We start from the raw sequence: 21,494 nt of genomic DNA on the forward strand, positions 1-21,494 counted from the left end.
CCTCTACACCGCCCACGCCACCGCAACCGGCGGTCGCGAAGGCCGTGCGGTGTCCTCGGACAGCGCGCTCGACGCCAAGCTGTCCACCCCGCGTGAGCTCGGCGGCGCCGGCGGCGACGGTACCAACCCGGAACAGCTGTTCGCCGCCGGCTACGCCGCCTGCTTTATCGGTGCGATGAAGGCCGTGGCCGCGCAGGACAAGCTCAAGCTGCCGGGTGAGGTGAGCATCGACAGCAGCGTCGGCATCGGCCAGATCCCGGGCGGCTTCGGTATCGCCGTCGAACTGCGCGTGGCCGTGCCGGGCATGGACAAGGCCGAGCTGCAGACGCTGGTCGACAAGGCCCATCAGGTCTGCCCTTACTCCAACGCCACCCGCGGCAACATCGACGTCACCCTGACCCTGGCCTGAGATCGGCCGACGCCGTGCGGCAGACGCATGGCGATGTCAGCAGCGGCCCGGCGCATGCGTCGGGCCGCTGCATTGACGGGGCCGGGTGTTGCCAGGGCTTGGCACACGGCACACTGCAGCAATGACACTGCATCTCCCCCCCGGCTTCGGCCGGCAGCGTCGGCGCATGAGCGTCGATCGCCCCACACTGTTGCTGCTGCCAGGTCTGCTCAACGATGCCGAGCTGTGGCATGCGCAACGCGAGGCGCTGGCCGACGTTGCCGATTGCGTGGTCGGCGATCTCACCGGCGCCGACAGCATGCGCGCGCTGGCACTGCAATTGCTCGCGCAGTTGCCGCCGCGTTGCGCGGTGGCGGGTTTTTCGCTGGGTGGCTACGTGGCGCTGGAATTGCTGCGCGTGGCGCCCGAGCGGGTGGAGCGTCTGGCCTTGCTGGATACCTCCGCACGCGCCGACACGCCCGAACGCCTTGCGCAGCGACGCGCGCAGGAAGCCAGCGTGCTTGGCGGCAAGAGCTTTCATGGCTTTGGCGAGCGTTTGCTGCGCCACTACGTGCATCCCTCGCGCTGGCACGACCAGGTGCTGCTCGCGCGCGTGCGCGGCATGACCGGGCGGTTGGGCGTGGATGTGTTCGTGCGACAGAACCGCCTGGAGCGGCAGGACGGACGCGACCTGTTGCGCGCCTACCCTGGGCCGGTGCTGGTGATGTGCGGGGAAGACGATGCGATCACCCCGCCAGCCCTGCACGAAGAGATGGCCGCACTCGCTCCACAGGCACAGCTGGTGCGGCTGCCCACGTGCGGTCATCTGTCGCCACTGGAACAACCGCAGGCGGTGTCGCAGGCGCTGCGGAACTGGCTGGCGCGCTAGCTGCTGCGTGCAGCGCGCTTCAATCGCTCAGCCGGCATTTGCGGACTGTGGCCTGCGCAAGCCACATGTGACATGGGCGCTGCGGCACCCCGGCAGCAATATGATCGGCGCTCGGAACACCGCCTCTTGCTGACCTGACACTTCAGCGCACGAACGTCGCCACCACGCTGCCGGATGCGGCGGCGTCTTCGTCCTGCGGATGGGTGTTGAGCTCGAGCATCTGCAGGCGTTGCCCGTCGATGCGGTACTCCAGCGCCTGCTGGATGGCGTATAGCGCCTGTGCCTGCACGCAGACCGCTCGCGCCTGTGCCTCCAATGCCTGACTGCGCTGCTGCATGGTCCGCTCCAGCTGCGCATCCAGCGCCGCGCCACGGCGTTCCAGCTGTCCTGCGCGGCCGGTCATCACCGTCCACAGCACGCTGCGGGTGAGGCTGCCGGCCAGATCTTCGGCCGCAGCGTCGACGCTGGCCTGGAAGCGCGCATCGAACAGCTGCTGCTCCCAACGCCCACGTCCCAGGCTGCCATCGACCTGGGCCAGCGCGCCGGTGCGCAGCTGCTCGACCTTGCGCTGCTGGCGCGCGCTACCGGACAGCACATGCACCACACCGCCCAGCGCATCGAAGGTGATGTCGACCACCGAATGGGCAATGCCCGTCACCGCCGGCATCAGCGCGCGGGTGCGTTGTTCGAGTTCGCGCAAGCGCTGCGCATCCGCTGCACTGACCGGCGCCGGCTGGCGGTCCACGTTGAGCTCGCCACCGTGGAAGAAGATTTCGCGCGGGGCGCCCTGTTTGCGGCGCAGCCAGATCCCGCCGCCATCGGCCAGCACGTCGTAGGAGGTGCTGACCTCGCATTGCCGCGAGGACAGGGCCGGCCTGGTCGTCTCGGCCCGCACAGCGCAGCTCGCCAGCAGCAGGATGGGCAGGAGGGCAAGGCGCATGAGGATGGCCGCTGTAGGGGACTGCAGCATCACGCAGCGCCACGCAGGCTGCATGGGCAGGAAGTCAGGGTGCCGGTACGCCGGCTGGTGGTCGCCGGAAAGCGTGAACCGGGTCGAGCATCGGCGCGCTGACGGTTTTCCAACGGCAGGATCACTTGATTATCACGGCGGATGGTGTGAATTATGTTGCACAGCAGCATCGGAGCCCCGCAATGCTCGACTCACGTATCGAAAAGGTTGACCTGGCGTTGACCGAGATCGCCCAGGACCCATCGGAAAAGGTGGCGCTGTGGCAATGGGCGTGCCGGGAGATGCTGCACGAGACGCTGATCGGCATGCACCAGCTGTCGCACCTGGCCGGCATCGCCCGCCATGTCGCCAACGACTGGCGCGCTCCGGTGGACGTGATTGCGCCGGCAAAGCCCTACCTGGCGGCGTCGGCCTTGGCTGACCGCCGTCTGCCGCAGGTATTGGACGGCCTGGGCAGCACCCAGGACGACAACGACCGTGCCAACCTGTGGCGGCTGCGCTACGCCAGCCTGATCGCCTCGACACTGCAAGGCATGCAGGCATTGGCCGAGAAGCACCGGATCGATCGTCAGGCCATGGCAATGGGCCAGTTGAATTAGGCAACGGCCACGCCACTGCCCATGGTCGACAACGGGCGCGGATGTACACGCCCAAGTATCAGCCTCGAGTAAAGACGTCGCCTGTCGCCTGCCTCGTAGGAGCGCGCCCGAGCGCGAGGGCATTACCGACCGGACCTACTCCCATTCAATCGCGCAGCACCGCACCGCCGTTGTAGGAGCGCGCCAGATGGCGACGGGCAGGACCGTGTGACAGCCCCATCGCGCGCAAGCGCGCTCCTACGACTGCAGCCATCTCTACTGCCTCATGCCAGCACATTGCAGATGCCACCAGGCATCGCGCACGATCCAGCGCGCCTGATCCCACCGCACCGATAGCGTCGATTGGGAGCGGTAGTCCGCATCCTGCAACGCGATACAACTGCGCTTCGGATGCCTGCGGATAGGCCAGATAGATGGCGTCGCCCAGCGTCGGTGCGCGGGCATCGTCGTCAAACGCGTAACCACCCAGATACCCGTTGGCATGGAGATCGCGCCAGTACGCGATCTCCGCGTCACGTCGGCAGGAGTGCGGGTCAGAACGGATGCGGCAGGCATGGGCAGGGCTCGGTCAGCGAGACTGCTCCCCTGTCGCCGAACCGTAGCAGTGCGTCGCAAGCCCACCAGCGCGCGACGACGAGCGAACGTCGCGCGCTGCGCCCGCACCGCATCAGCCAAGGCGGATACGCACTGCCGGATCAGTCCCAGTCCGGCGCAATGGCGTGCGGGTTGGCCAAGCGCTGGCCACGGTCGAGTGCGGCAATCTCGCCCATGTCCTGCTCGCTCAAACGCAGCGCCTGCGCCTTGAGATTGCTCTCCAGGTTCGCCCGCTTGGTCGACGAGGGAATCACCGAGTATCCCTGTTGCAATGCCCAGGCCAGGGTCACCTGTGCCGGGGTGGCGCCGTGGCGGGCGGCAATTGCCTGGATCACCGGATCCTTCAGTACCTCGCCCACGGCCAGCGTCATGTAGGAGGTGACGTGGATGCCCTGTTCGCGCAGGAAGGTGGTCAGCGCGCGATTCTGCAGGTACGGGTGTACCTCGATCTGGTTGGTGGCGATCGCCTCGGCGCCCAGGATCTCGATTGCCTGCTTGACCAGCGCGATGGTGAAGTTGGAGACGCCGATCGCCCGCGTCAGACCCTGCGCCTTGGCCTGCGCCAATGCTTCCAGGTACTCGCGCATCGGCACCTGGTCCTTGGGCGAGGGCCAGTGGATCAGGGTAAGGTCGACATGGTCGGTGCCCAGCTTGCGCAGGCTTTCCTGCAGGCTTGGCACCAGTGCGTCGCGGTCGAACTTGTCGACCCAGATCTTGGTGGTCAGATACAGCTGATCGCGCGCGATGCCGGATGCGGCGATCGCCTCGCCCACCTGTGCTTCGTTGTCGTAGATCTGTGCGGTATCGACCGCGCGGTATCCCAACTCAAGCGCATTGCGCACCGAGTCGATGACAACCTGATCCTTGAGACGGAAGGTGCCGAGGCCGAATGCGGGGACAGTCATTGTGTTCCTTTGGAGATGGGGAATGGGGAATCGCAAAAGCGTGAGTTCTGCGCGGCGCTGCGAGTTGGTTAGTCGAGGGCGACGACGGCTTTTCCGAAATTCTTGCCGCGCAAGACGTCGATCAGGCCTTGCGGAGCGCTGTCCAGGCCGTGCAGGACGTGCTCGCGGTACTGGATGCGGTCTTCGCGCAGCCACTGGCCCATTTCGCGCAGGAAGGCCGGCATCAGGCGGATGAAATCGTGCTGGATGAAGCCGCGCACCGTGAGGCGCTTGCGCAGCACCTGGCCCATGAACTCGGGCAGGCGATCCGGGCCAGGCAGCGCTTGCCCACGGCTGTTGTAAGTGGCAATCACGCCGCAGACCGGGACGCGCGCAAAGTCGTTGAGCTGCGGCAGCACCGCGTCGAAGACCTTGCCGCCGACGTTCTCGAAATAGATGTCGATGCCGTCCGGCGTGGCGGCACGCAATTGCTCTGCAAAGTCGTCGGCGCGATGGTCCAGCGCCACATCCACCTTCAGCGACTCGCGCAGGTAACGCACCTTTTCTTCGCCGCCGGCAATGGCCACCACACGCAGCCCCTGCAGGCGCGCCAGCTGCGCCACCGTGGCGCCGACCGGGCCACTGGCCGCTGCCACCACCAGGGTCTCGCCGGCCTGCGGCTTGCCGATTTCATGCAGGCCGGCGTAGGCGGTAAAGCCGGGCATGCCGTAGACACCGAGTGCGGTGCTCAGCGGCAGGCTGTCGTCCTTGGGCAGCTTGCGCAAGGGCGTGGTCGGGGTGAGCAGGCTATGGGTCTGCCAGCCGCCGCCGAGCACGAGCAGGTCGCCGGGGTGATAGTCGGCATGGTGCGACTCGATGACTTCGCCGATGGTGCCGCCTTCCATCACCGCATCGATCGCAACGGGTGCGGCGTACGAGGGGCCTTCATCCATGCGGCCGCGCATGTAAGGGTCCAGCGACAGGAAGCGGTTGCGCACCAGGATCTGGTCGTGCCCGGTGGGCGGCAGGCTGGCCTCTTCGATGCGGAAGTTGTCGGCCGTGGGTTCGCCGTGCGGGCGCGAGGCCAGCACGATGCGGCGGTTGGTGATCGATGTCATGCGGGAGATCCTCGCAGTGGGGCCGCAGGTGCGCGGCCAAAGGAGCACAGCCGCACGGGCGGCTGCGCGAGGGAATGAGCAGGTATGCGCTGGTGCGCGGGGTCAGGACGCAGCCGGTTCCGGTGCGCTTGCACTGTCCAGCTGCGCAATCTGGTCGGCATTCAACGACAGCTGTGCTGCGGCCAGTACATCGTGCAGCTGGGTCACGCTGGTGGCGCTGACGATTGGCGCGGTCAAGCCCGGGCGCGCAATCAACCAGGCCAGCGCGATCTGCGCCGGGGTGGCATTGTGGGTGACTGCCAGGTCGTCCAGGGCCTGCAGGATGCGCAGCCCGCGTGGATTGACGTACTGCTTGACCACCGAGGCGCCGCGCGCGCTGCTCTTGCCGGCGTCCTCGGTGCTGCGGTACTTGCCGGTGAGAAAGCCGCTGGCCAGCGAGTAGTAACTGATCACGCCCAGCTCGCGTTCGCGCGCCAGCGGCTCCAGTTCGGCTTCATAGCCGGCGCGGTCGTAGAGGTTGTATTCGGGTTGCAGGCTTTCATAGCGCGGCAGCGTGTATTGCTCGGAGATATCCAGCGCATCGCGCAGACGCGCGGCGGTGTAATTGGACGCGCCGATCGCGCGTACCTTGCCTTGTTCGATCAAGCGGCCGAACGCGGCCAGCGTGGCTTCCAGCGGAATCGATTCGTCGTCTTCGTGGGCCTGGTACAGATCGATCACATCGGTCTGCAGACGCGTGAGCGAGTCTTCCACGGCGGCGGCGATGTTGTCCGGCGACAGGCCGGGATGCTCGCTCCACTTGGCCACCTTGGTGGCGATCAGCACCTTGTCACGCTTGCCGCTGCGTGCAAGCCAGCGACCGATGATGGTTTCCGATTCGCCGCCACGATTGCCCGGCACCCAGCCCGAGTACGCATCGGCGGTATCGATCAGATTGAAACCGGCATCGACAAAGGCGTCCAGCAACGCAAACGAAGTCGCCTCATCGGCGCTCCAGCCAAAGACGTTGCCGCCGAAGACGATGGGTTGAACCTGCAGGCCGGAGCGGCCCAGTGCGCGGGGGTGAGTCATCGTGGAGGCTCCTGATTCGAACTCCCCACAGGATAGTCATGCACACCGATCGTGCGTGTGACACCAACGTGGATTCAGCGTTCCGTCGGTCGTGTCCATCGACTCACAGGATGTGAACAAGTCGCTCACGGCCTGCGCTGCGAACCGCTGCTGCGCGTGGCGAGGCGGGCGGATGGCAGGCTCCGGGCCGCATGCTAGGCTCGCGCTACTTTTTACCCGGAAGAGGGCGCTGCAATGATCCGCAACAAGCTGGCCTGTGCATGTGTGATGAGTGTCCTGGTGGCGATGAGCGCGCCGCTGGCGCTGGCGATGAAGCCGGCCGACAGCGCGAGCCTGCCTGCGCCCGATGCCGCGTTGCAGGCGGCCATCAATGGCAACTGGCGCGACCGCGTTTATGTGCAGCGCGATCAATACCGCCATCCGGGCCAGACCCTGGCGTTCTTCGGCATCAAGCCCACCCAGACCGTCATCGAGATCACCCCCGGTGGCGGCTGGTATTCGGAGATCCTGGCGCCCTACCTGCGCGAGAAGGGCAAGTACGTGGCAGCGGTGGTCGACCCGGCCTCTGCTGCCGAAGGCCGCGCACGCGACTACGCCCAGCGTGCCCGCGACGAGCTGGAAAAGAAGTTCCAGGCCAAGCCCGACCTGTACGGCAAGCCTTCGTTCGTGTCGTATGTGCCGAAGTCGCCTTCGTTCGGCGTGGACAACTCGGCCGATCTGGTACTGACCTTCCGCAACGTGCATAACTGGCGCATGGCCGGCAATGCCGAGGCGATGTTTGCCGGCTTCTACAAGGTGCTCAAGCCCGGTGGCGTGCTCGGCGTGGTCGAGCATCGCGCCAAGACCGACGTGCCGGCCGACGACAAGAGCGGCTACGTGGGACAGGCGCAGGTGATCGCGATGGCCGAAGCGGCCGGCTTCAAGCTTGCTGGCAAGAGCGAGCTCAACGCCAATCCGCGCGACACCAAGGATTATCCGGGCGGCGTGTGGACGCTGCCGCCAAGCAACAACCACGACGCGGCCGACGACGCCAAGTACAAGGCGATCGGCGAGAGCGACCGCATGACGCTGAAGTTCGTCAAGCAGTAGCGCGTGTCTGCATGCCGGCGCCCGGTGCGGCTGGCATGCAGCGTTTGCCGCGTCTGCCGCGGCGACGTGCCCGGCGTTTCGGCGTGCATGTCGTCTTCTGCACGCAGGCATGCCTCTGACGCCAGCGTTCAAGACGGGCGGCGAGCGCTGGCCAAGCGAAGCCGCTGACCGTTGCATGCGCGTTGCGCCCGATGGGATTTCCTGCTTTCTGTGCCGCAGTTCAGCGATCGCGGTGGCGACGCCCAGCCTGATCACGCACCATGGCGTGCCCGGCGATGGCCGTGTGCAGCGTTCCTTCCGCAACAGGTCTGTCCATGTTGGTGCTGTTGAACAAACCCTATGGCGTGTTGTCGCAATTCAGCGACCGCTCGCAGCCACCCAAGCGCACGCTGGCCGAGTTCGGATTGCCGGCAGACGTGTATGCGGCAGGCCGACTGGATCACGACAGCGAAGGACTGTTGCTGCTCACCGACGATGGCGCGCTGGCGCATCGGCTCACCGACCCGCGCCACAAACAGCCCAAGACCTATTGGGTGCAGGTGGAAGGCGAGCCGCAGCAGGCGCAATTGCAGGCACTGCGCGAAGGGGTGCTGCTCAACGATGGCCCGACCCGGCCAGCGCAGGTTCGCCGGCTCGACCCCGCACCTGTCCTTTGGCCGCGCGATCCGCCGGTACGCGTGCGCAAGACGGTGCCCGATGCGTGGTTGGAGCTGCAGATCAGCGAAGGCCGCAACCGTCAGGTACGCCGCATGACCGCAGCGGTCGGGTTGCCGACCCTGCGTCTGGTGCGGGCGGCGATCGGGCAGTGGACCCTGGACACACTGGCGCCCGGGCAATGGCGGGTGGACGCGTCACCGGCACGGCCGCGTCGCAACGCGCGCTGATGGCATTGCGTCGGGCCCGACAAGGGCACGGCCGTGACGGCAGGCATCGGTCCCATCGGCTACCCCGTTTGCCATCGCGATCGTGAAGCGCATCGATGCGGTGGATGAGGCAGCGGGAACGCCCAGATCCCGCAGCGAGCCAGTGCGGGAACACGCCACAAATGACGACGCCACGGCGGCAAGCCGTGGCGTCGGGCACTGCATGGGTCATCGCCGGATCGACGAGACGATGGCTTATTCGATGCCGTCGCTCGGGGTCACGGCAGCGCGGCGCTGGTAGGCAGCGCGGCGTGCATTGGCGTTGCTGGCATGTTCGCGATCGAGGCGATGCACGTTGCCACCCAGCACCTGCTGGTCGCGCTGGCGCTTGCGGTAGACCGCATAGCCGATCAGGCCCAGGCCGGCGACGGCAGCCGCTACGGTGACGGCGGGGTTGCGCTTGACCAGCTTGGTGGCGACCTTGCCACCGGTGCGCACGGCGCCCAGTGCCGCGCCGGTCTTCAGCCATTCGCTGGCGCCCGGGCCGAAATGACGCAGGCTGCTGCCGGCATGGCGGGCCTGGTCGCCGGCATTGGAGGCGGCGTGACGCAGGTGGTCGCCCGCGTTGCCTGCCAGTTCCAGGGCACGCTCCAGGGCGCGTTCGGTGATCACGGTCAGCTTGCTCATTGGAGGCGTTTCCTTTCTGAGTACGTGGCCGCAGTGTGTGGGCTGGTCCGTATAGACAGCGTTAGCGGGATCGGGCGTTGTTTGGCTTGCGGTTAGGAAGGACGCGACACGCCGCTGCGACCGATGCTTATCCCGGAAGCGACGAAGGTCTGAACTTGACCGGTGTCGACGATGAACGTCCCTTCTCCCCTCGGGACACTGTCTTCCTCGATGGGGAGAAGGTGCGCCGAAGGGGGCTAAGGGTACGGGCGAAGCCTGGGGGTTTGGATGAGTGAGGGGCGTCGCCCCGTACCCTCACCCCAACCCCTCTCCCGACGGGAGAGGGGGCGATCAGGTGCCACGTGGTTTTGCTCTGTGCGTTGCAGCGGCGGTCCAGGGGTCGTCCGGCCAAGGATGCCGCGGATACCGCCCTTTCATCTCTTTCTTGACGTCCGGGTAGGTGTTGGCCCAGAAGCTCTTCAGGTCCTGGGTCACCTGCAGTGGGCGGCCGCCGGGCGAGAGCAGGTGCAGGGTCAGCGGGATACGGCCGTCGGCGATGCGCGGGGTTTCGGCCAGGCCGAACAGTTCCTGCAGCTTGACCGCCAGCACCGGCGGCAATGGCTGCTGGGCGTGGTCGAGGGTGTAGCTGATCTGCCGCTCCATGCCCGATGGCACGCTGATGCGGGTAGGGGCGTGACGGTCGATACCCTGGCGGCGCTCCCACGGCAGTGCGGCCTTGAGTGCTTCGCCCAGGCTGGCTTCGTCCAGCGCGTCGAGCCTGGTTTTCCCCACAAACGCCGGGCGTAGCCAGGTGTCCAGCGTGTCCAGCAATGCGGTGTCAGAGAGATCGGGCAAGGCGAGCTCCGGCATCCAGACGCGCAGCGACTGCACACGTGCGCGCCACTGCTGCAGGTTGTCAGTCCATGGCAATGCGTCCAGACCAAGCTGACGTACCGCGTCGGTGAGCGCGCCGGCCGCCTGTGCCGGGTCGACGCGGCCGGCCGGGCGGCTGTCGAGCACGATGCGGTCGAAACTGGATTGGCGGCGCGCGACCAAGGCGCGTTTGTCGGCGTCCCACTGCACCACGTCCTGCTGCACGAAGCGCTCGGGCAGGCTGCGGCGCAGATAGCCTTCGTCCACCGGCGCGGCACGCAGCAACAGGGCGTCCTTGGCTTCGTAGCGCAGCTCGCTGGCGACCAGCCACGGTTCGCCGCGCAGATCGCTGTGGTCGAACAGGCGCGCGCTGCGGCCGTTGGCCAGCAGGTAGCGCAGCGGGTCGGCGGGATGGCGCGCGGCGATGCGGTCCGGGAAGGCATGGGAGAGCAGATCGCCGAGTGCGTGCGCCTCCACGCTGGATGGCGGGGCGCGGTCGCAGCGCAGCCGGCGTCGCCATTGTTTGGCGGCGCTGTCGATGGCAGCCAGGCCACCGCGATTGGCGTCGGACCCGGTACGGCCCTGACGAAACGCGGCCAGGGCACGCCAGCGCGCTGCCAATCCATCGCCGCCCTGACGCAGCGGGTCGCGCGCCTCCAGCAGCGCGGCCAGATCGCAGGCCAGGGCCAGGCGGGGCGCATCATCGGCCTGCGCCAGCATCGCGGCCAGCCGCGGATGGGTGCCCAGCGCGAGCATGCGCCGGCCCAGGGCGGTCACGCCGCCGGAGTCGCCGAGCGCGCCCAGCCGTTGCAGCAGTTCGCGCGCGGCGGCCAGCGCGCCGGTGGGCGGGGCATCGACAAAGCGCAGCGCATCGCTGCCCCAGGCGGCCAGCTCCAGCGCCAGGCCGGCCAGCTCCACCTGGGTGATCTCGGCGCGGCGCTGCGGTTCCAGCCGCTGCGACTGCGGCCACAGCCGGTAGGCCCAGCCGCTGGCCACGCGTCCGGCACGCCCGGCGCGCTGGTCGGCCGATGCCTGCGAAATGGTGGCCACGTCCAGCCGCGAGAACCCGCTGTTGGGGTCGTAGTGCGGCTCGCGCGCCTGGCCGCTGTCGATCACCACGCGCACGCCCGGCAGCGTCACCGATGACTCGGCCACGTTGGTGGCCAGCACCACGCGCCGGCGCCCCTGCGGGTCGGGTTGCAGGACCTGCGTCTGCGCCTCCACCGACAATTCGCCGTGCAACGGCAGCACCTGCACGGCCGGGTCCAGCGCTTCCTGCAAGGCGCCGTGCACACGCGTGATTTCGCGCTGGCCGGGCAGGAACACCAGCACATCGCCGGGATGGGAGGCCAGTGCATGCTCCACCGCGCGCCGGGTCTGCGATTCCAGCGCTTCGTCGCGTCGCGCAGGGAAATGCGCAATGTCCACCGGAAAACTGCGCCCGGCGCTGCTCAGCCGCGGGGCCTCCAGAAAGCCGGCCAGCCGCTCGCCATCCAGCGTGGCCGACATCGCCACGATGCGCAGGTCGTCGCGCAGCTGCGCCTGGACATCCAGTGCCAGCGCCAGACCCAGGTCGCCGGCCAGATGGCGCTCGTGGAACTCGTCGAACAGCAGTGCGCCCACGTGTTCCAGCATGGGGTCGTCCTGGATCATCCGGGTCAGGATGCCTTCGGTGACCACTTCAATACGGGTACGCGCGGAGGTCTTGTTCTCGAAGCGGATGCGGTAGCCCACGGTCTCGCCGACCGGCTCGCCGAGCTGGCGCGCCATGAACTGCGCCGCGCTGCGCGCCGCCACGCGGCGCGGTTCCAGCATCACGATGGTACGCCCGGCTAGCCATGGCGCGTTCAGCAGCGCCAGCGGTACCTGGGTGGTCTTGCCGGCGCCGGGCGGCGCTTCCAGGACCAGCCGTGGATGGGCGGTGAGGCTGTCGCGAATCTGCGGCAACAACGGAGAGATCGGAAAGGCGGGGTCGGTCATGCGCGGGAAGGATACGGGGCCGCCACAGATGCCGCGATGGTCGGGCGGACGGGTGAAGCCTGTCGGGGAATCCAGAAGTGCTCACCTTTTTGGGCATTCAAGGCAGATTCTGGTGCCGGGCGCTGCTTCAGACCGGTCGTACACCTGTCGATAACCGGAGCAATCCCCACTCTGGATGTCGCATGTCTGTTGCCACCCCGAAATTCGTCAGCCTGCAAAGCAAGCTGCTCGGCGCGCTCGCGCTGGGTCTGTCGATCATCCTGTTGTGTGCCCTCGGTGGTTTGGGCACGGCGTGGCTGAGCCTGTCGGGCAAGGTGCCGCCCGAGGTGGCGCAGGCCTCCACCAGCGAGGAGATCACCCGCGATTTCCGCCTGCAGGTGCAGGAGTGGAAGAATGTCCTGATCCGCGGGCGCGACCCGGCGCAGCTGGACAAGCACCTGGATGCCTTCCGCGAGCAGGGCAGGAAAGTGCAGGCAGGCACCGAGGCGCTGGCCAAGGCAACCCGGGACCCGCAGGTGCGTACGCTGGCGCAGGACTTTGCCCAGGCGCATCTGGGCCTGCAGCGCCACTACGAAGCAGCGCTGGGCAGGTTTGCCGAAGCCGGCTACGACACCCAGGTAGGCGACCAGTTGGTCAAGGGCCAGGACCGCGCGCCCAGCCAGACGCTCGAAGCGCTGGTCAATCGCAGCAAGATCCTGGCCGACGCCGCGGTGCTGGCCAGCTCGCAATCGGCACAGCACAAGCTGGTCTATTCGGCAGTCGCCACGGTGGGCGCCGCGCTGTGTCTGGTGGCGGTATTGGGCTGGTGGATACGGCGCTCGATCGTTCGCCCGATCGAAACGGTTGCGCACGCGGCACGCCTGGTGGCGGCCGGCGACCTGTCGGCACGCGCGGCGGTCGGCAATCGTGACGAGATCGGGTTGCTGGGACAGGCAATGGGGCAGGTGGTCACCACGCTCATCGATGTCTCAAGCGCACAGGCGGACATGGCCCAGCGTCATGAAGCCGGGCAGATGAGTTACCGCATGGACGCGCAGGCATTTCCTGGCGCGTATGGCCGCATGGTGGACGACACCAACGGACTGATCGGCGCGCAGGTGGGGTTGATCGGCACCATGCTGCAGGTGATGCAGCATTACGCGGTGGGTGACATGTCGGTGGACATGCCGCGCCTGCCGGGCGAAAAGGCGCAGATCACCGAGGCGATGGACACCACCAAACGCAACCTGGCCGCGATCAACGGCGAGATCCGTGGCCTGGTCAACGCGGCGGCGGCCGGCGACTTTGCCACCCGTGGTAACACCGGCGCCTATCAATTCGAGTTCCGCGGCATGGTCGAGGGCCTCAATGGCCTGATGCAGAACGTGGACCAGAATCTGGCCGAGCTGTCGCAGCTGCTCAAGGCAATTGCCGATGGCGACCTGACTGCGCGCATGCACGGCAACCAGCAAGGCGTCTTTGCGCGCATGCGTGACGATGCCAACGCCACCGTGCAGCGCCTGACCGATATCGTCGGGGATATCACGCTGGCCGCACAGACCATTCGCACCGCGTCCGCCGAAATCGCCGCCGGCAACAACGATCTGGCGCAGCGTACCGAACAGCAGGCGGCCAATCTGGAAGAAACCGCTGCATCGATGGAAGAGCTCACCTCCACCGTGCGGCAGAATGCCGACACGGCGCAGCAGGCCAGCCGTGGTGCGCAGGCGGCTGCCGAGATTGCCAGCCGCGGCGGAGACATGGTGGCCAGCGTGGTCGGCACCATGGGCGAAATCGAAGGGTCGTCCAGGAAGATTGCCGACATCATCAGTGTCATCGACGGCATCGCCTTCCAGACCAATATTCTGGCCTTGAACGCTGCGGTGGAAGCGGCGCGTGCCGGCGAGCAGGGACGCGGCTTTGCGGTGGTTGCATCCGAGGTGCGCGCGCTGGCACAGCGTTCAGCCGGCGCCGCCAAGGAGGTCAAGCAGCTGATCGATGCATCGGTGGACAGCGTCGAGCGTGGCAGCGCACGCGTAAGTCAGGCCGGGCGAACGATGCAGGACATCGTGCAATCGGTGCAGCAGGTCACCACGCTCATTGCCGAGATCTCCGCCGCATCGCGCGAACAGTCCGCCGGCATCGAACAGGTGGCGCGCACCGTCAATGACATGGACGAAACCACCCAGCGCAATGCCGCGCTGGTGGAAGAAGCTTCGGCCGCCGCGCGGGCGATGGAAGAGCAGGCGGTGGAGCTGAGCGAAGCGGTCTCGGTGTTCCGTCTGGATGCCCACAAGCCGCGTCTGGCGGCGGCTGCATAGAAGCCGACTCGGAATCGTAGCCGTGCATGCTGGCCGGCTCGCACGGGTGCTTGCCGCGCCGGGGGTGCCGGGCGCATCTGCACCTTCCGGCCTGGCGCCTGCTGAAGCACGTGTGCGGCGGTTGATCGCGCTCGCGTCGAGTGCAGGCATCTCCAGGGCGTCTGTCTGGAGCGCGCCACTCTATCTGCTTCGAACCGAAGGCCCGGACTGACCTCGCCAAGCAGGCCCTGCACAGATTCCCCAAGTGCGGCACAGGCCGATGTGGTGTCTGCGCAGTCGGCGGGCACCGGCGGGTCATTGCCATCGTGAGCGCACGCCTGCGCGATGGAACGTTTCAGCGAACGCCTCGCGCGCGAGCGCGCTCCTACGAGGAGCGGCGCTTTGGGGCGGTGGTGACGTTCAACCGGCTTCGCGGACCCGGGCGGTCAGGCCCTTGAGGAAGGCGCGCAACAGCTGGTCGCCGCAGGGGCGGAAATTCTTGTGGCCGGGCTGGCGGAACAGTGCGGAGAGTTCCGGCTTGGACAGCGGGAAGCCGGCGCTGGCGAAGATGGCGTGCATGTCGACGTCCTTCAGTTCGAAGGCCACGCGCAGCTTCTTCAACACCAGGTTGTTGCCGACGCGGGCTTCCAGCGGGCGTGCCGGCTGGGTCTCGTCGCGGCCGCGGAAGCGCAGCACCAGGCCGTCGAGAAAGCGTGCCAGCATCGCATCGGTGCAGGGCTTGAAACCGGGCTCGTCTTCCTTCTTCAGCCAGGCCTGTACCTGCGGCTTGTCGAGCGCGAACCCGGGGTCGGCCAGGTGGGTGATCTCCACCACCTTGTCGTCGCTGAGGTCGAGCATGTAGCGGATGCTGCGCAGTACATCGTTGTGGATCATGACCGTTCCGGTGCCCCGGCCTGTCGCCGGAAAGGCATCATTCTACGGGGCCATGGCGGAACGGGGCGTGTGTCGTGCCGAACGGTTGCGACGCCGGTGCCGCCTAGGCTGCCAAGATGTTGCAGGCAGGTGTCAGGCGGCTGCATAGATCGCGCAGTGGCAGTCGAATGCTCTGTAGTGATCCACGGTGCCTGAGGCAGCGTGCGCGTACCAGGCAGGCTGCGGCGCGGGGCGGTCTGTTGTTCTGCGCCGGGATGAGGCCGTCGCCGGGACCGGTGAGCCTGGGTCGCTGTGGCAGTCGCCCCAGCTCTCGCGCCAGCGGCTTTCAGCTGCCGCGATAAGTGGAATATCCGTACGGCGAGAGCAGCAGCGGCACGTGGTAGTGGCCGTCGTTGGCAATGCCGAAGGCGATGGGTACCTGCTCCAGGAACGGCGGGTCGGTCAGGGCAACGCCGGCCGCACGCCAATAAATGGCGACCTCGAATTCCAGCCGATAGCGGCCGGGCGGCAGCATGAGGGCGGCCAGTTCCGGGCAGCGCCCGTCCTGGTTGGTGACACCGTCGAAGTGCAAGGTATCGCCTGCGAACAGGCGCAGCGGCACGCCGGAAGCGGGACGGCCGCTGGCGGTGTCCAGCACATGCGTGGACAGCGTGCTCATGCCACCGCCTGGGTGGGCTGCGGCCATTGGCCGACGAACTCGGGTTGGTCGTAGGCCAGATAGGTCTCGACGATGGCCTGGCGGTCGTCCAGAAACAGCTGGTCGGCTACCGCGCGGGCCAGCCGCGGCAGGGCGACCTTGAGCCCGGACAATGCCGCGGCCGAGGGGCCGTGGTTGATCAGCGCCGAATAGTTGAAGGCGAACAGCCCGTGCAGCAGCGCGGCGTCGTCGGGCGTGCGTGGCAGCAGTTCGAAGCCCGGCCCCAGGTAGGGGTGCGCGTCCAGCACCGGGTTGGCCTGGCCCGGCGGTGGCTGATAGCGGTCGCCCCAGCAGGCGATACGCCCGGACAGCGCGGCCAGCTCGGGGCGCAGCTGGGGGTCGGTGACCAGGCCGGTGGCCACCGCCAGAAAATCGAAGCGGTGCTCGCCCTGCGGCGTGCGCACGACGATCTCGCCATCGCGCTCGGCCACCTCCAGCCACGGGGCACCCAGATGCAGTGCGAAGCCGGCGTGCGCGCAGGCGCGCTGGAAGGTGTCGTTGGTCGGTGGTTGGTTATGCGCGAAGAAGCTGGCCATCATGCGGTACTTGTCCGCGTCCGGCAGCGTCAGAAAGCGCGGGATGATGCCCGCCTGTTCCATGTGGCGAAACGGATTGATGCGCGGCAATTCGCTGCGGCGCACGAATACCTCGGCGCTGGCGACGCTGTGATCCAGCGCAAAGCACGCATTGTCGAAGGCCGAGGCACCGCCACCCAGAATGCCCACGCGCTTGCCGGCCAGCGCGGCAAAGTCGATGTGGCCGGAGGTGTGCGCGTAGCGGTGCGCGGGCAGGGCGCGGCTGATCCAGTCCGGCACCATCCACTGGCCGCCGCCCTGGATGCCGGTGGCCAGGATCAGCTTGCGCGTCAGCAGCGGCGCGCCCATCGCCAGATGCAGCCGATGGATGCCGGAGGCGACGTCCGGTTCGACACGCGCCAGTTGCGTGGCATTGCGCACCGGCAGGCGTAGCACCGCGCGGTACCAGCGCAGATAGTCCATCCAGCTGCCGCGCGGAATCTTGTCCAGCGCGTCCCATGCAGCACTGCCGTGCTGCGCCTCCCACCAGGCGCGGAAGGTCAGCGATGGCACGCCCAGGTCGATCGAGGTGATGTGCTTGGGCGTGCGCAGGGTTTGCATGCGCGCGTAGGTCACCCACGGGCCTTCCTGCCCCGCCGGGTTTTCGTCGATGACCAGCACGTTGTGCACGCGCTCGCGTTGCAACGCGAACGCCGCGCCCAGGCCGCTCTGGCCGGCGCCGACGATCACCACATCAAACACATGCCCGGCCGGATGCACGCGCGGCGCCACCCAGGCGTCGCCGCCGTGGGCAAGGCGCTGCAGGTCACGGGCGAGCTCGCGTTCGAGTTGGGCCAGGCTCATGGCAATGCCTCCAGGCGCAGGTGCACGATCTTGCCGATCTCGGCAATGGCGGTGGCGATCTCTGCGTTGCGCGGCGCGTCCAGGCGCCGCTCCAGCGCAGCCAGGATGCCGACTTTTTCGTGCAGCCGCACGCAGATCACGAACGGGAAACCGAAGCGGTGACGATAGGCCTGATTGAGCGCGTGGAAGCGCTTGAACTCGTCTTCGCTGAGACGGTCCAGCCCGACCGCGGCCTGCTCTGCGGCCGATGCGGCAGTGAGCGTACGGTCGATCGCTGCCTTGCCGGCCAGTTCGGGGTGCGCGCGAATCAGCGCCAGCTGGTCCTCCGGCGACGCATCCAGCACTACCTGCATCAGCCCGCGATACACATCGGCGAACGGACGCCGCCGTGCGGCGCGTTCGACCACCCAGGGCGAATGCTCGAACAACTCGCGGTAGCGCGCCACGAAGGCGGCATCGTCCAGCACGCCATCGTCCACCACGCTCATGCGTGCGTGCCCTGCAGCGAGACATGCGCGGCCACCACCTTCCAGCCATCGGCAAAGCGCACCCAGCTCTGGCTTTGCCGCCCGCGTGCACTGCTGCCTTCACGGACGAATTCTGCATGCGTGGTGGCGAAGTCGTGGCCGAAGCCGTGTACCTGCACATGCACGAGCTGGCGCTGCGGCGAACCACCGCGGCCGATGCGGAACGCGCGGATTGCCTCGATGCCGTACAACACCTCGCCCACGCCGTAGCGCACTGTGCTGGGCGCTGCATGGAACAGCGCATCCATCGCGGCGATGTCGTCGCGCATCAGGGCGTCCTCGTAGGCGTGGAAGGCCGCGGTCACTTGCGCGATCACCTCGGGCAGATCGATCTCGGACATTGCAATGCTCATGCCGGGTGCACCTGCAGCCAGTGGCGCGCGATATCGATGCGGCGCGCCACCCAGGCGTCGCCACTGGCCAGTACGTGATCGACAAAGCGCGCCAGGGCTGCCGCGCGCGCCGGCTTGCCGACGATGCGGCCGTGCAGGCCGACCGAGAGCATGCGCCCGCCTTCGCTGCGCAGCTGCTCGAAGCCATCACGCAGATAGCGGAAGAACGGCTCGCCATCGGCAAAGCCGTTGTAGGCGACGAATTTCATGTCGTTGGCATCCAGCGTGTACGGCACGATCAACTGCGTGCGGCCATGGCGTGCGTCGTAGTAGGGCACATCGTCCGCGTAGCTGTCGGCGTCATAGACAAAGCCACCTTCTTCGGCGATCAGGCGCGCGGTGTTGGGGCTGGTGCGGCCCTGGTACCAGCCCAGCGGGCGGCTGCCGGTCACCTGCGTGTGCAGCGCGATGGCCTGCGCGATATGCGCCCTTTCGGTGGCCTCGTCCACATGCTGGTAGTCGATCCAGCGCAGGCCGTGGCTGGCGATTTCCCAGTCTGCGGCCTGCATCGCCGCCACCGCCGCGGGATTGCTCGCCAACGCGTTGGCCACGCCAAACACCGTGACCGGTACGCCGCGCGCGGTGAACAGCCGCTGCAGCCGCCAGAAGCCGGCGCGGCTGCCATATTCGTACAGGCTTTCCATGGCCATGGCGCGTGCGCCCGGCTGCGACTGCGCGCCTACCATTTCCGACAAAAACGCCTCGGAGCCGGCGTCGCCGTTGAGCACGCAGTTTTCTGCGCCCTCCTCGTAATTGATGACGAACTGCACGGCGACGCGTGCGCCACCGGGCCACTGCGCCGCCGGCGGTGTGGCGCCATAGCCGACCAGCGCACGCGCGGCGTTCACGCCGCCGGCTCCGCATGCCAGGCCGCCAATGCGGCGTCCACGGCCAAGCCGGGGGTGCAGGCATAGCCTTCGGCGCGCAGCACCGCTTCCAATGCGGCCAGGGTGATCAGCACCTTGTGCTTCATCGCGTTGTAGCCCATTGCGCCGATGCGCCAGATCTTGCCTTGCAACGGGCCGAACGCGGTGCCGATCTCGATCTCGAAATCCTCGCGCATGCGCCGGCGCACCGCGTCGTTGTCGATGCCGGGCGGGATCACCACGCCGGTGACGTTGGTCATGCGGTGCGCATCGTCGCCGAAGACCGCAAGGCCCATCGCGCGCACGCCGGCGCTCACCGCGCGGCCGGCGGCAGCGTGGCGTGTGAAGCGTGCGGGCAGGCCTTCCTGCAATGCCACGCGTGCACATTCGCGCGCGCCGTACAGCATGGTGGTGGCTTCGGTGTGGTGGTTGAGGCGCTTGTCCGACCAGTAATCCATGATCATGGCCAGGTCGAAATAATTGGAGGCGATGCGCGGGCCATTGCCGTTGACGATGTCATCGCGCGCGATGCCGCGCTCCACATGGCGGCGCGCAAAGATGGCCTCGGCGGCACGCTCGGACACAGTGATCGGCGCCGAGCCCGAGGGCCCGCCCAGGCATTTCTGCAGGCCGCCGGTGACCACGTCCACGCCCCAGCGGTCGCTGGCGATGTGCATGCCGCCGAGGGTGGCCGTGGCATCCACGTAACTCAGTGCGCCGGCCGCCCGGCACAGTGCGCCCAGCCCGTCGAGCGGCTGCGCCATGGTGGTGGAGGTGTCGCCGTGCACGGCGGCCACCAGCTTGGGCGCTACCCGTGCGATTGCCTCGGCAATGGCGTCCAGCGGCACCACCTCGCCCCAGGGCGCATCCACGCTGTGCACGTCGGCACCGAGGCGCTGCAGGATTTCGGTGAGCAGCAAACCGAAGCGGCCGAAGTTGATCACCAGCACGCGGTCGCCCGCACTGACCAGCGACACCAGCGCCGCCTCGATACCGGCACGCGCGGTGCCATCGACCAGGAAGGTCCAGCGATTCTCGGTGCCGAACAATGGCCGGTACAGCGCCATCACCTCGTTCATGTAGGTGGTCATTTCCGGATCGAACTGGCCCAGCAGATCGGCCGCCATCGCGCGCAGCACGCGCGGATGCGCATTGACCGGGCCCGGGCCCATCAATAGCCGCTGCGGGGGATCGAGTTCGCCGAAGGTGTGCAGATGGCGCAAATCAGGTGACAAGGGGGTCTCCCAGGTGTTCGATGAAATGGCGCATAACCGCCAGGGCGAGGTCGGCATCGGCCGGGTCGACGTGTTCGTCCGGATGATGGCTGATGCCGCCGGCGCAGCGCACGAACAGCATCGCGGTGGGGCACAGCGCGGCCATCGTCATCGCGTCATGGCCGGCACCGGAGACCAGTCGGCGTGGAACGATGCCCTGCGCGGCGACGGCGTGTTCCAGCCGGAGCATCAACGCGGGGTCGCAGGGGCTGGCGGCCAGTGTCTGTAGCGGCTCGATGGCGATGGCGATGCCGCGCTGCGTGCCGATCTGCGCGAGCGCGTGTTCGATTTCGCGCACGGCCGCGTCGCGGGTGGCATCGCTGCCGGCGCGCACGTCCAGCGTGCAGTCCACCCGGCCCGGCACCACGTTGATGGCGCCGGGGGCGAGCTGCAGTTTGCCGACGGTGGCGACCAGATCGCTGCTGCCGGCGCGCGTGATGCGCTCGATCGCCAGCAAGGCGTCGGCCGCCGCGCTCAAGGCATCGCGACGCAAGGCCATGGTGGTGGTGCCGGCATGCCCGGCGCGGCCATCGAAACGCAGCGCGAAGCGACGCTGCGCGGCGATGGCGGTGACGATGCCTACCGGCAGCGCTTCGGCTTCCAGCACCGGGCCTTGTTCGATGTGGGTTTCCAGATACGCCAGCACGCTGCCCGGCGGACGGGCGGCATGGCGGATCTGCGCGATATCCAGGCCCCAGTCGGCCAGCGCGGCGGCCACGTCGATGCCGCTGGCATCGCTGACCGCCAGCGCGGCGGGGTCCAGCGTGCCGGCCACCGCGCGGCTGCAGAACATGGAGGCGGGAAAGCGCGAGCCTTCTTCGTCGCCGAACGCGATCACCTCGATGGCGAACGGCAGGCGGCGCGCCTGTGCGTGCAGGGCGGCGACGCATTCGATGCCGAGCAGGATACCCAGCGGGCCGTCGTAGCGGCCGGCATCGCGCACGCTGTCCAGATGGCTGCCGATCAGCAGGGCAGGTGCCTCGGGATGCGTGGCCTCGTAGCGTCCGACCAGGTTGGCCGCCGCGTCCACGCGCACCTGCATGCCCGCCTCGCGCATCCACGTGCTGACCTGGGTGACGGCGGCGCGGTGCGCCGGGCTGAGCCAGGCACGGAACAGGCCATCGGGCGTATCGCTGTAGGGCGCACCACCCAGCTGGTCGCAACGCGCAACCGCACGCGCGCCGCCGGGGCGGGCGGGGTCG

The 21,494-nt window shown here is 67.8% G+C and carries 20 protein-coding genes; 6 read left to right on the top strand and 14 right to left on the bottom strand.

Annotated features, from left to right (window positions below; translation table 11 throughout):
* Both OZ10_RS09980 and OZ10_RS09985 read left to right on the top strand, forming a co-directional pair.
* On the top strand, positions 1-409 hold a 409-nt coding region (locus tag OZ10_RS09980), incomplete at its 5' end, for an organic hydroperoxide resistance protein (protein WP_039564705.1).
* Positions 410-575: 166 nt separating this feature from the next.
* Positions 576-1,277, top strand: a complete 702-nt coding sequence (locus OZ10_RS09985) for an alpha/beta fold hydrolase (protein ID WP_039564706.1) — start codon at positions 576-578, stop codon at positions 1,275-1,277.
* 142 nt (positions 1,278-1,419) lie between these two features.
* Here the strand turns inward: OZ10_RS09985 and OZ10_RS09990 are convergent, their stop codons facing one another.
* Positions 1,420-2,217, bottom strand: coding sequence for a DUF2884 family protein (locus tag OZ10_RS09990; protein ID WP_039412122.1), 798 nt, complete (start codon positions 2,215-2,217; stop codon positions 1,420-1,422).
* A 212-nt stretch (positions 2,218-2,429) separates the two neighbouring features.
* Here OZ10_RS09990 and OZ10_RS09995 point away from each other — a divergent pair, with 212 nt between their 5' ends.
* A complete protein-coding gene (locus OZ10_RS09995; RefSeq protein WP_039412119.1) occupies positions 2,430-2,846 on the top strand; it encodes a hypothetical protein in 417 nt (138 codons plus the stop codon).
* A 695-nt stretch (positions 2,847-3,541) separates the two neighbouring features.
* Here the strand turns inward: OZ10_RS09995 and dkgB are convergent.
* The 3 genes from dkgB to OZ10_RS10010 all read right to left on the bottom strand — a co-directional run bounded on the left by dkgB (position 3,542) and on the right by OZ10_RS10010 (position 6,513).
* On the bottom strand, positions 3,542-4,345 hold the full coding sequence (dkgB, locus tag OZ10_RS10000) for a 2,5-didehydrogluconate reductase DkgB (protein WP_039412116.1): 804 nt from the start codon (positions 4,343-4,345) through the stop codon (positions 3,542-3,544).
* A gap of 68 nt (positions 4,346-4,413) precedes the next feature.
* On the bottom strand, positions 4,414-5,442 hold the full coding sequence (locus OZ10_RS10005) for an NADP-dependent oxidoreductase (protein WP_039564707.1): 1,029 nt from the start codon (positions 5,440-5,442) through the stop codon (positions 4,414-4,416).
* Between the two features lie 102 nt (positions 5,443-5,544).
* Positions 5,545-6,513, bottom strand: coding sequence for an aldo/keto reductase (locus OZ10_RS10010; protein WP_039564708.1), 969 nt, complete (start codon positions 6,511-6,513; stop codon positions 5,545-5,547).
* Between the two features lie 234 nt (positions 6,514-6,747).
* Between OZ10_RS10010 and OZ10_RS10015 the strand changes: the two genes are divergently transcribed.
* Positions 6,748-7,602 carry a class I SAM-dependent methyltransferase gene (locus tag OZ10_RS10015; protein ID WP_039413952.1) on the top strand — a complete coding sequence of 285 codons (855 nt, stop codon included), beginning with the start codon at positions 6,748-6,750 and terminating at the stop codon, positions 7,600-7,602.
* Between the two features lie 314 nt (positions 7,603-7,916).
* Positions 7,917-8,486 carry a pseudouridine synthase gene (locus tag OZ10_RS10020; RefSeq protein WP_039564710.1) on the top strand — a complete coding sequence of 190 codons (570 nt, stop codon included), beginning with the start codon at positions 7,917-7,919 and terminating at the stop codon, positions 8,484-8,486.
* A 234-nt stretch (positions 8,487-8,720) separates the two neighbouring features.
* Here OZ10_RS10020 and OZ10_RS10025 read toward each other — a convergent pair whose 3' ends face one another.
* Both OZ10_RS10025 and hrpB read right to left on the bottom strand, forming a co-directional pair.
* The gene (locus OZ10_RS10025; protein WP_039413958.1) at positions 8,721-9,152 is read right to left on the bottom strand and encodes a hypothetical protein; all 432 of its coding nucleotides are present in this window, start codon (positions 9,150-9,152) and stop codon (positions 8,721-8,723) included.
* A gap of 330 nt (positions 9,153-9,482) precedes the next feature.
* A complete protein-coding gene (gene hrpB / locus OZ10_RS10030) occupies positions 9,483-11,984 on the bottom strand; it encodes an ATP-dependent helicase HrpB (RefSeq protein WP_039564711.1) in 2,502 nt (833 codons plus the stop codon).
* Between the two features lie 182 nt (positions 11,985-12,166).
* On the opposite strand from hrpB, the gene OZ10_RS10035 reads away from it, so the two are divergent.
* A complete protein-coding gene (locus tag OZ10_RS10035; protein WP_039413963.1) occupies positions 12,167-14,284 on the top strand; it encodes a methyl-accepting chemotaxis protein in 2,118 nt (705 codons plus the stop codon).
* A 399-nt stretch (positions 14,285-14,683) separates the two neighbouring features.
* Here OZ10_RS10035 and OZ10_RS10040 read toward each other — a convergent pair whose 3' ends face one another.
* From OZ10_RS10040 to OZ10_RS10075, 8 genes are all read right to left on the bottom strand, one after another.
* Complete coding sequence (locus tag OZ10_RS10040) at positions 14,684-15,157, bottom strand: YehS family protein (protein ID WP_039564712.1); 474 nt, start codon at positions 15,155-15,157, stop codon at positions 14,684-14,686.
* Positions 15,158-15,482: 325 nt separating this feature from the next.
* Positions 15,483-15,842: a hydroxyisourate hydrolase gene (gene uraH, locus OZ10_RS10045; protein WP_081419429.1), complete on the bottom strand. Its 360-nt coding sequence runs from the start codon at positions 15,840-15,842 to the stop codon at positions 15,483-15,485.
* The gene (gene hpyO, locus OZ10_RS10050) at positions 15,812-17,233 is read right to left on the bottom strand and encodes an FAD-dependent urate hydroxylase HpyO (RefSeq protein ID WP_039564714.1); all 1,422 of its coding nucleotides are present in this window, start codon (positions 17,231-17,233) and stop codon (positions 15,812-15,814) included. The genes uraH and hpyO overlap by 31 nt, the downstream gene beginning before the upstream one ends.
* Positions 17,230-17,721, bottom strand: a complete 492-nt coding sequence (gene uraD, locus OZ10_RS10055; RefSeq protein ID WP_039564715.1) for a 2-oxo-4-hydroxy-4-carboxy-5-ureidoimidazoline decarboxylase — start codon at positions 17,719-17,721, stop codon at positions 17,230-17,232. The genes hpyO and uraD overlap by 4 nt, the downstream gene beginning before the upstream one ends.
* Positions 17,718-18,113: an oxalurate catabolism protein HpxZ gene (gene hpxZ / locus OZ10_RS10060; protein WP_039413977.1), complete on the bottom strand. Its 396-nt coding sequence runs from the start codon at positions 18,111-18,113 to the stop codon at positions 17,718-17,720. Before hpxZ ends, uraD begins: the two co-directional genes overlap by 4 nt.
* Positions 18,110-19,000 (bottom strand): allantoinase PuuE, encoded by an 891-nt coding sequence (puuE, locus tag OZ10_RS10065; protein WP_039413980.1) that lies wholly within the window; start codon positions 18,998-19,000, stop codon positions 18,110-18,112. The genes hpxZ and puuE overlap by 4 nt, the downstream gene beginning before the upstream one ends.
* Complete coding sequence (locus OZ10_RS10070; protein WP_039413983.1) at positions 18,997-20,253, bottom strand: pyridoxal-phosphate-dependent aminotransferase family protein; 1,257 nt, start codon at positions 20,251-20,253, stop codon at positions 18,997-18,999. Before OZ10_RS10070 ends, puuE begins: the two co-directional genes overlap by 4 nt.
* A partial coding sequence (locus tag OZ10_RS10075; RefSeq protein WP_039564716.1) for an allantoate amidohydrolase occupies positions 20,243-21,494 on the bottom strand: 1,252 nt, incomplete at its 5' end. The genes OZ10_RS10070 and OZ10_RS10075, both read right to left, overlap by 11 nt.

The organism is Xanthomonas cannabis pv. cannabis (assembly GCF_000802365.1).
GTDB classification, from domain to species: Bacteria; Pseudomonadota; Gammaproteobacteria; order Xanthomonadales; family Xanthomonadaceae; genus Xanthomonas; species Xanthomonas cannabis.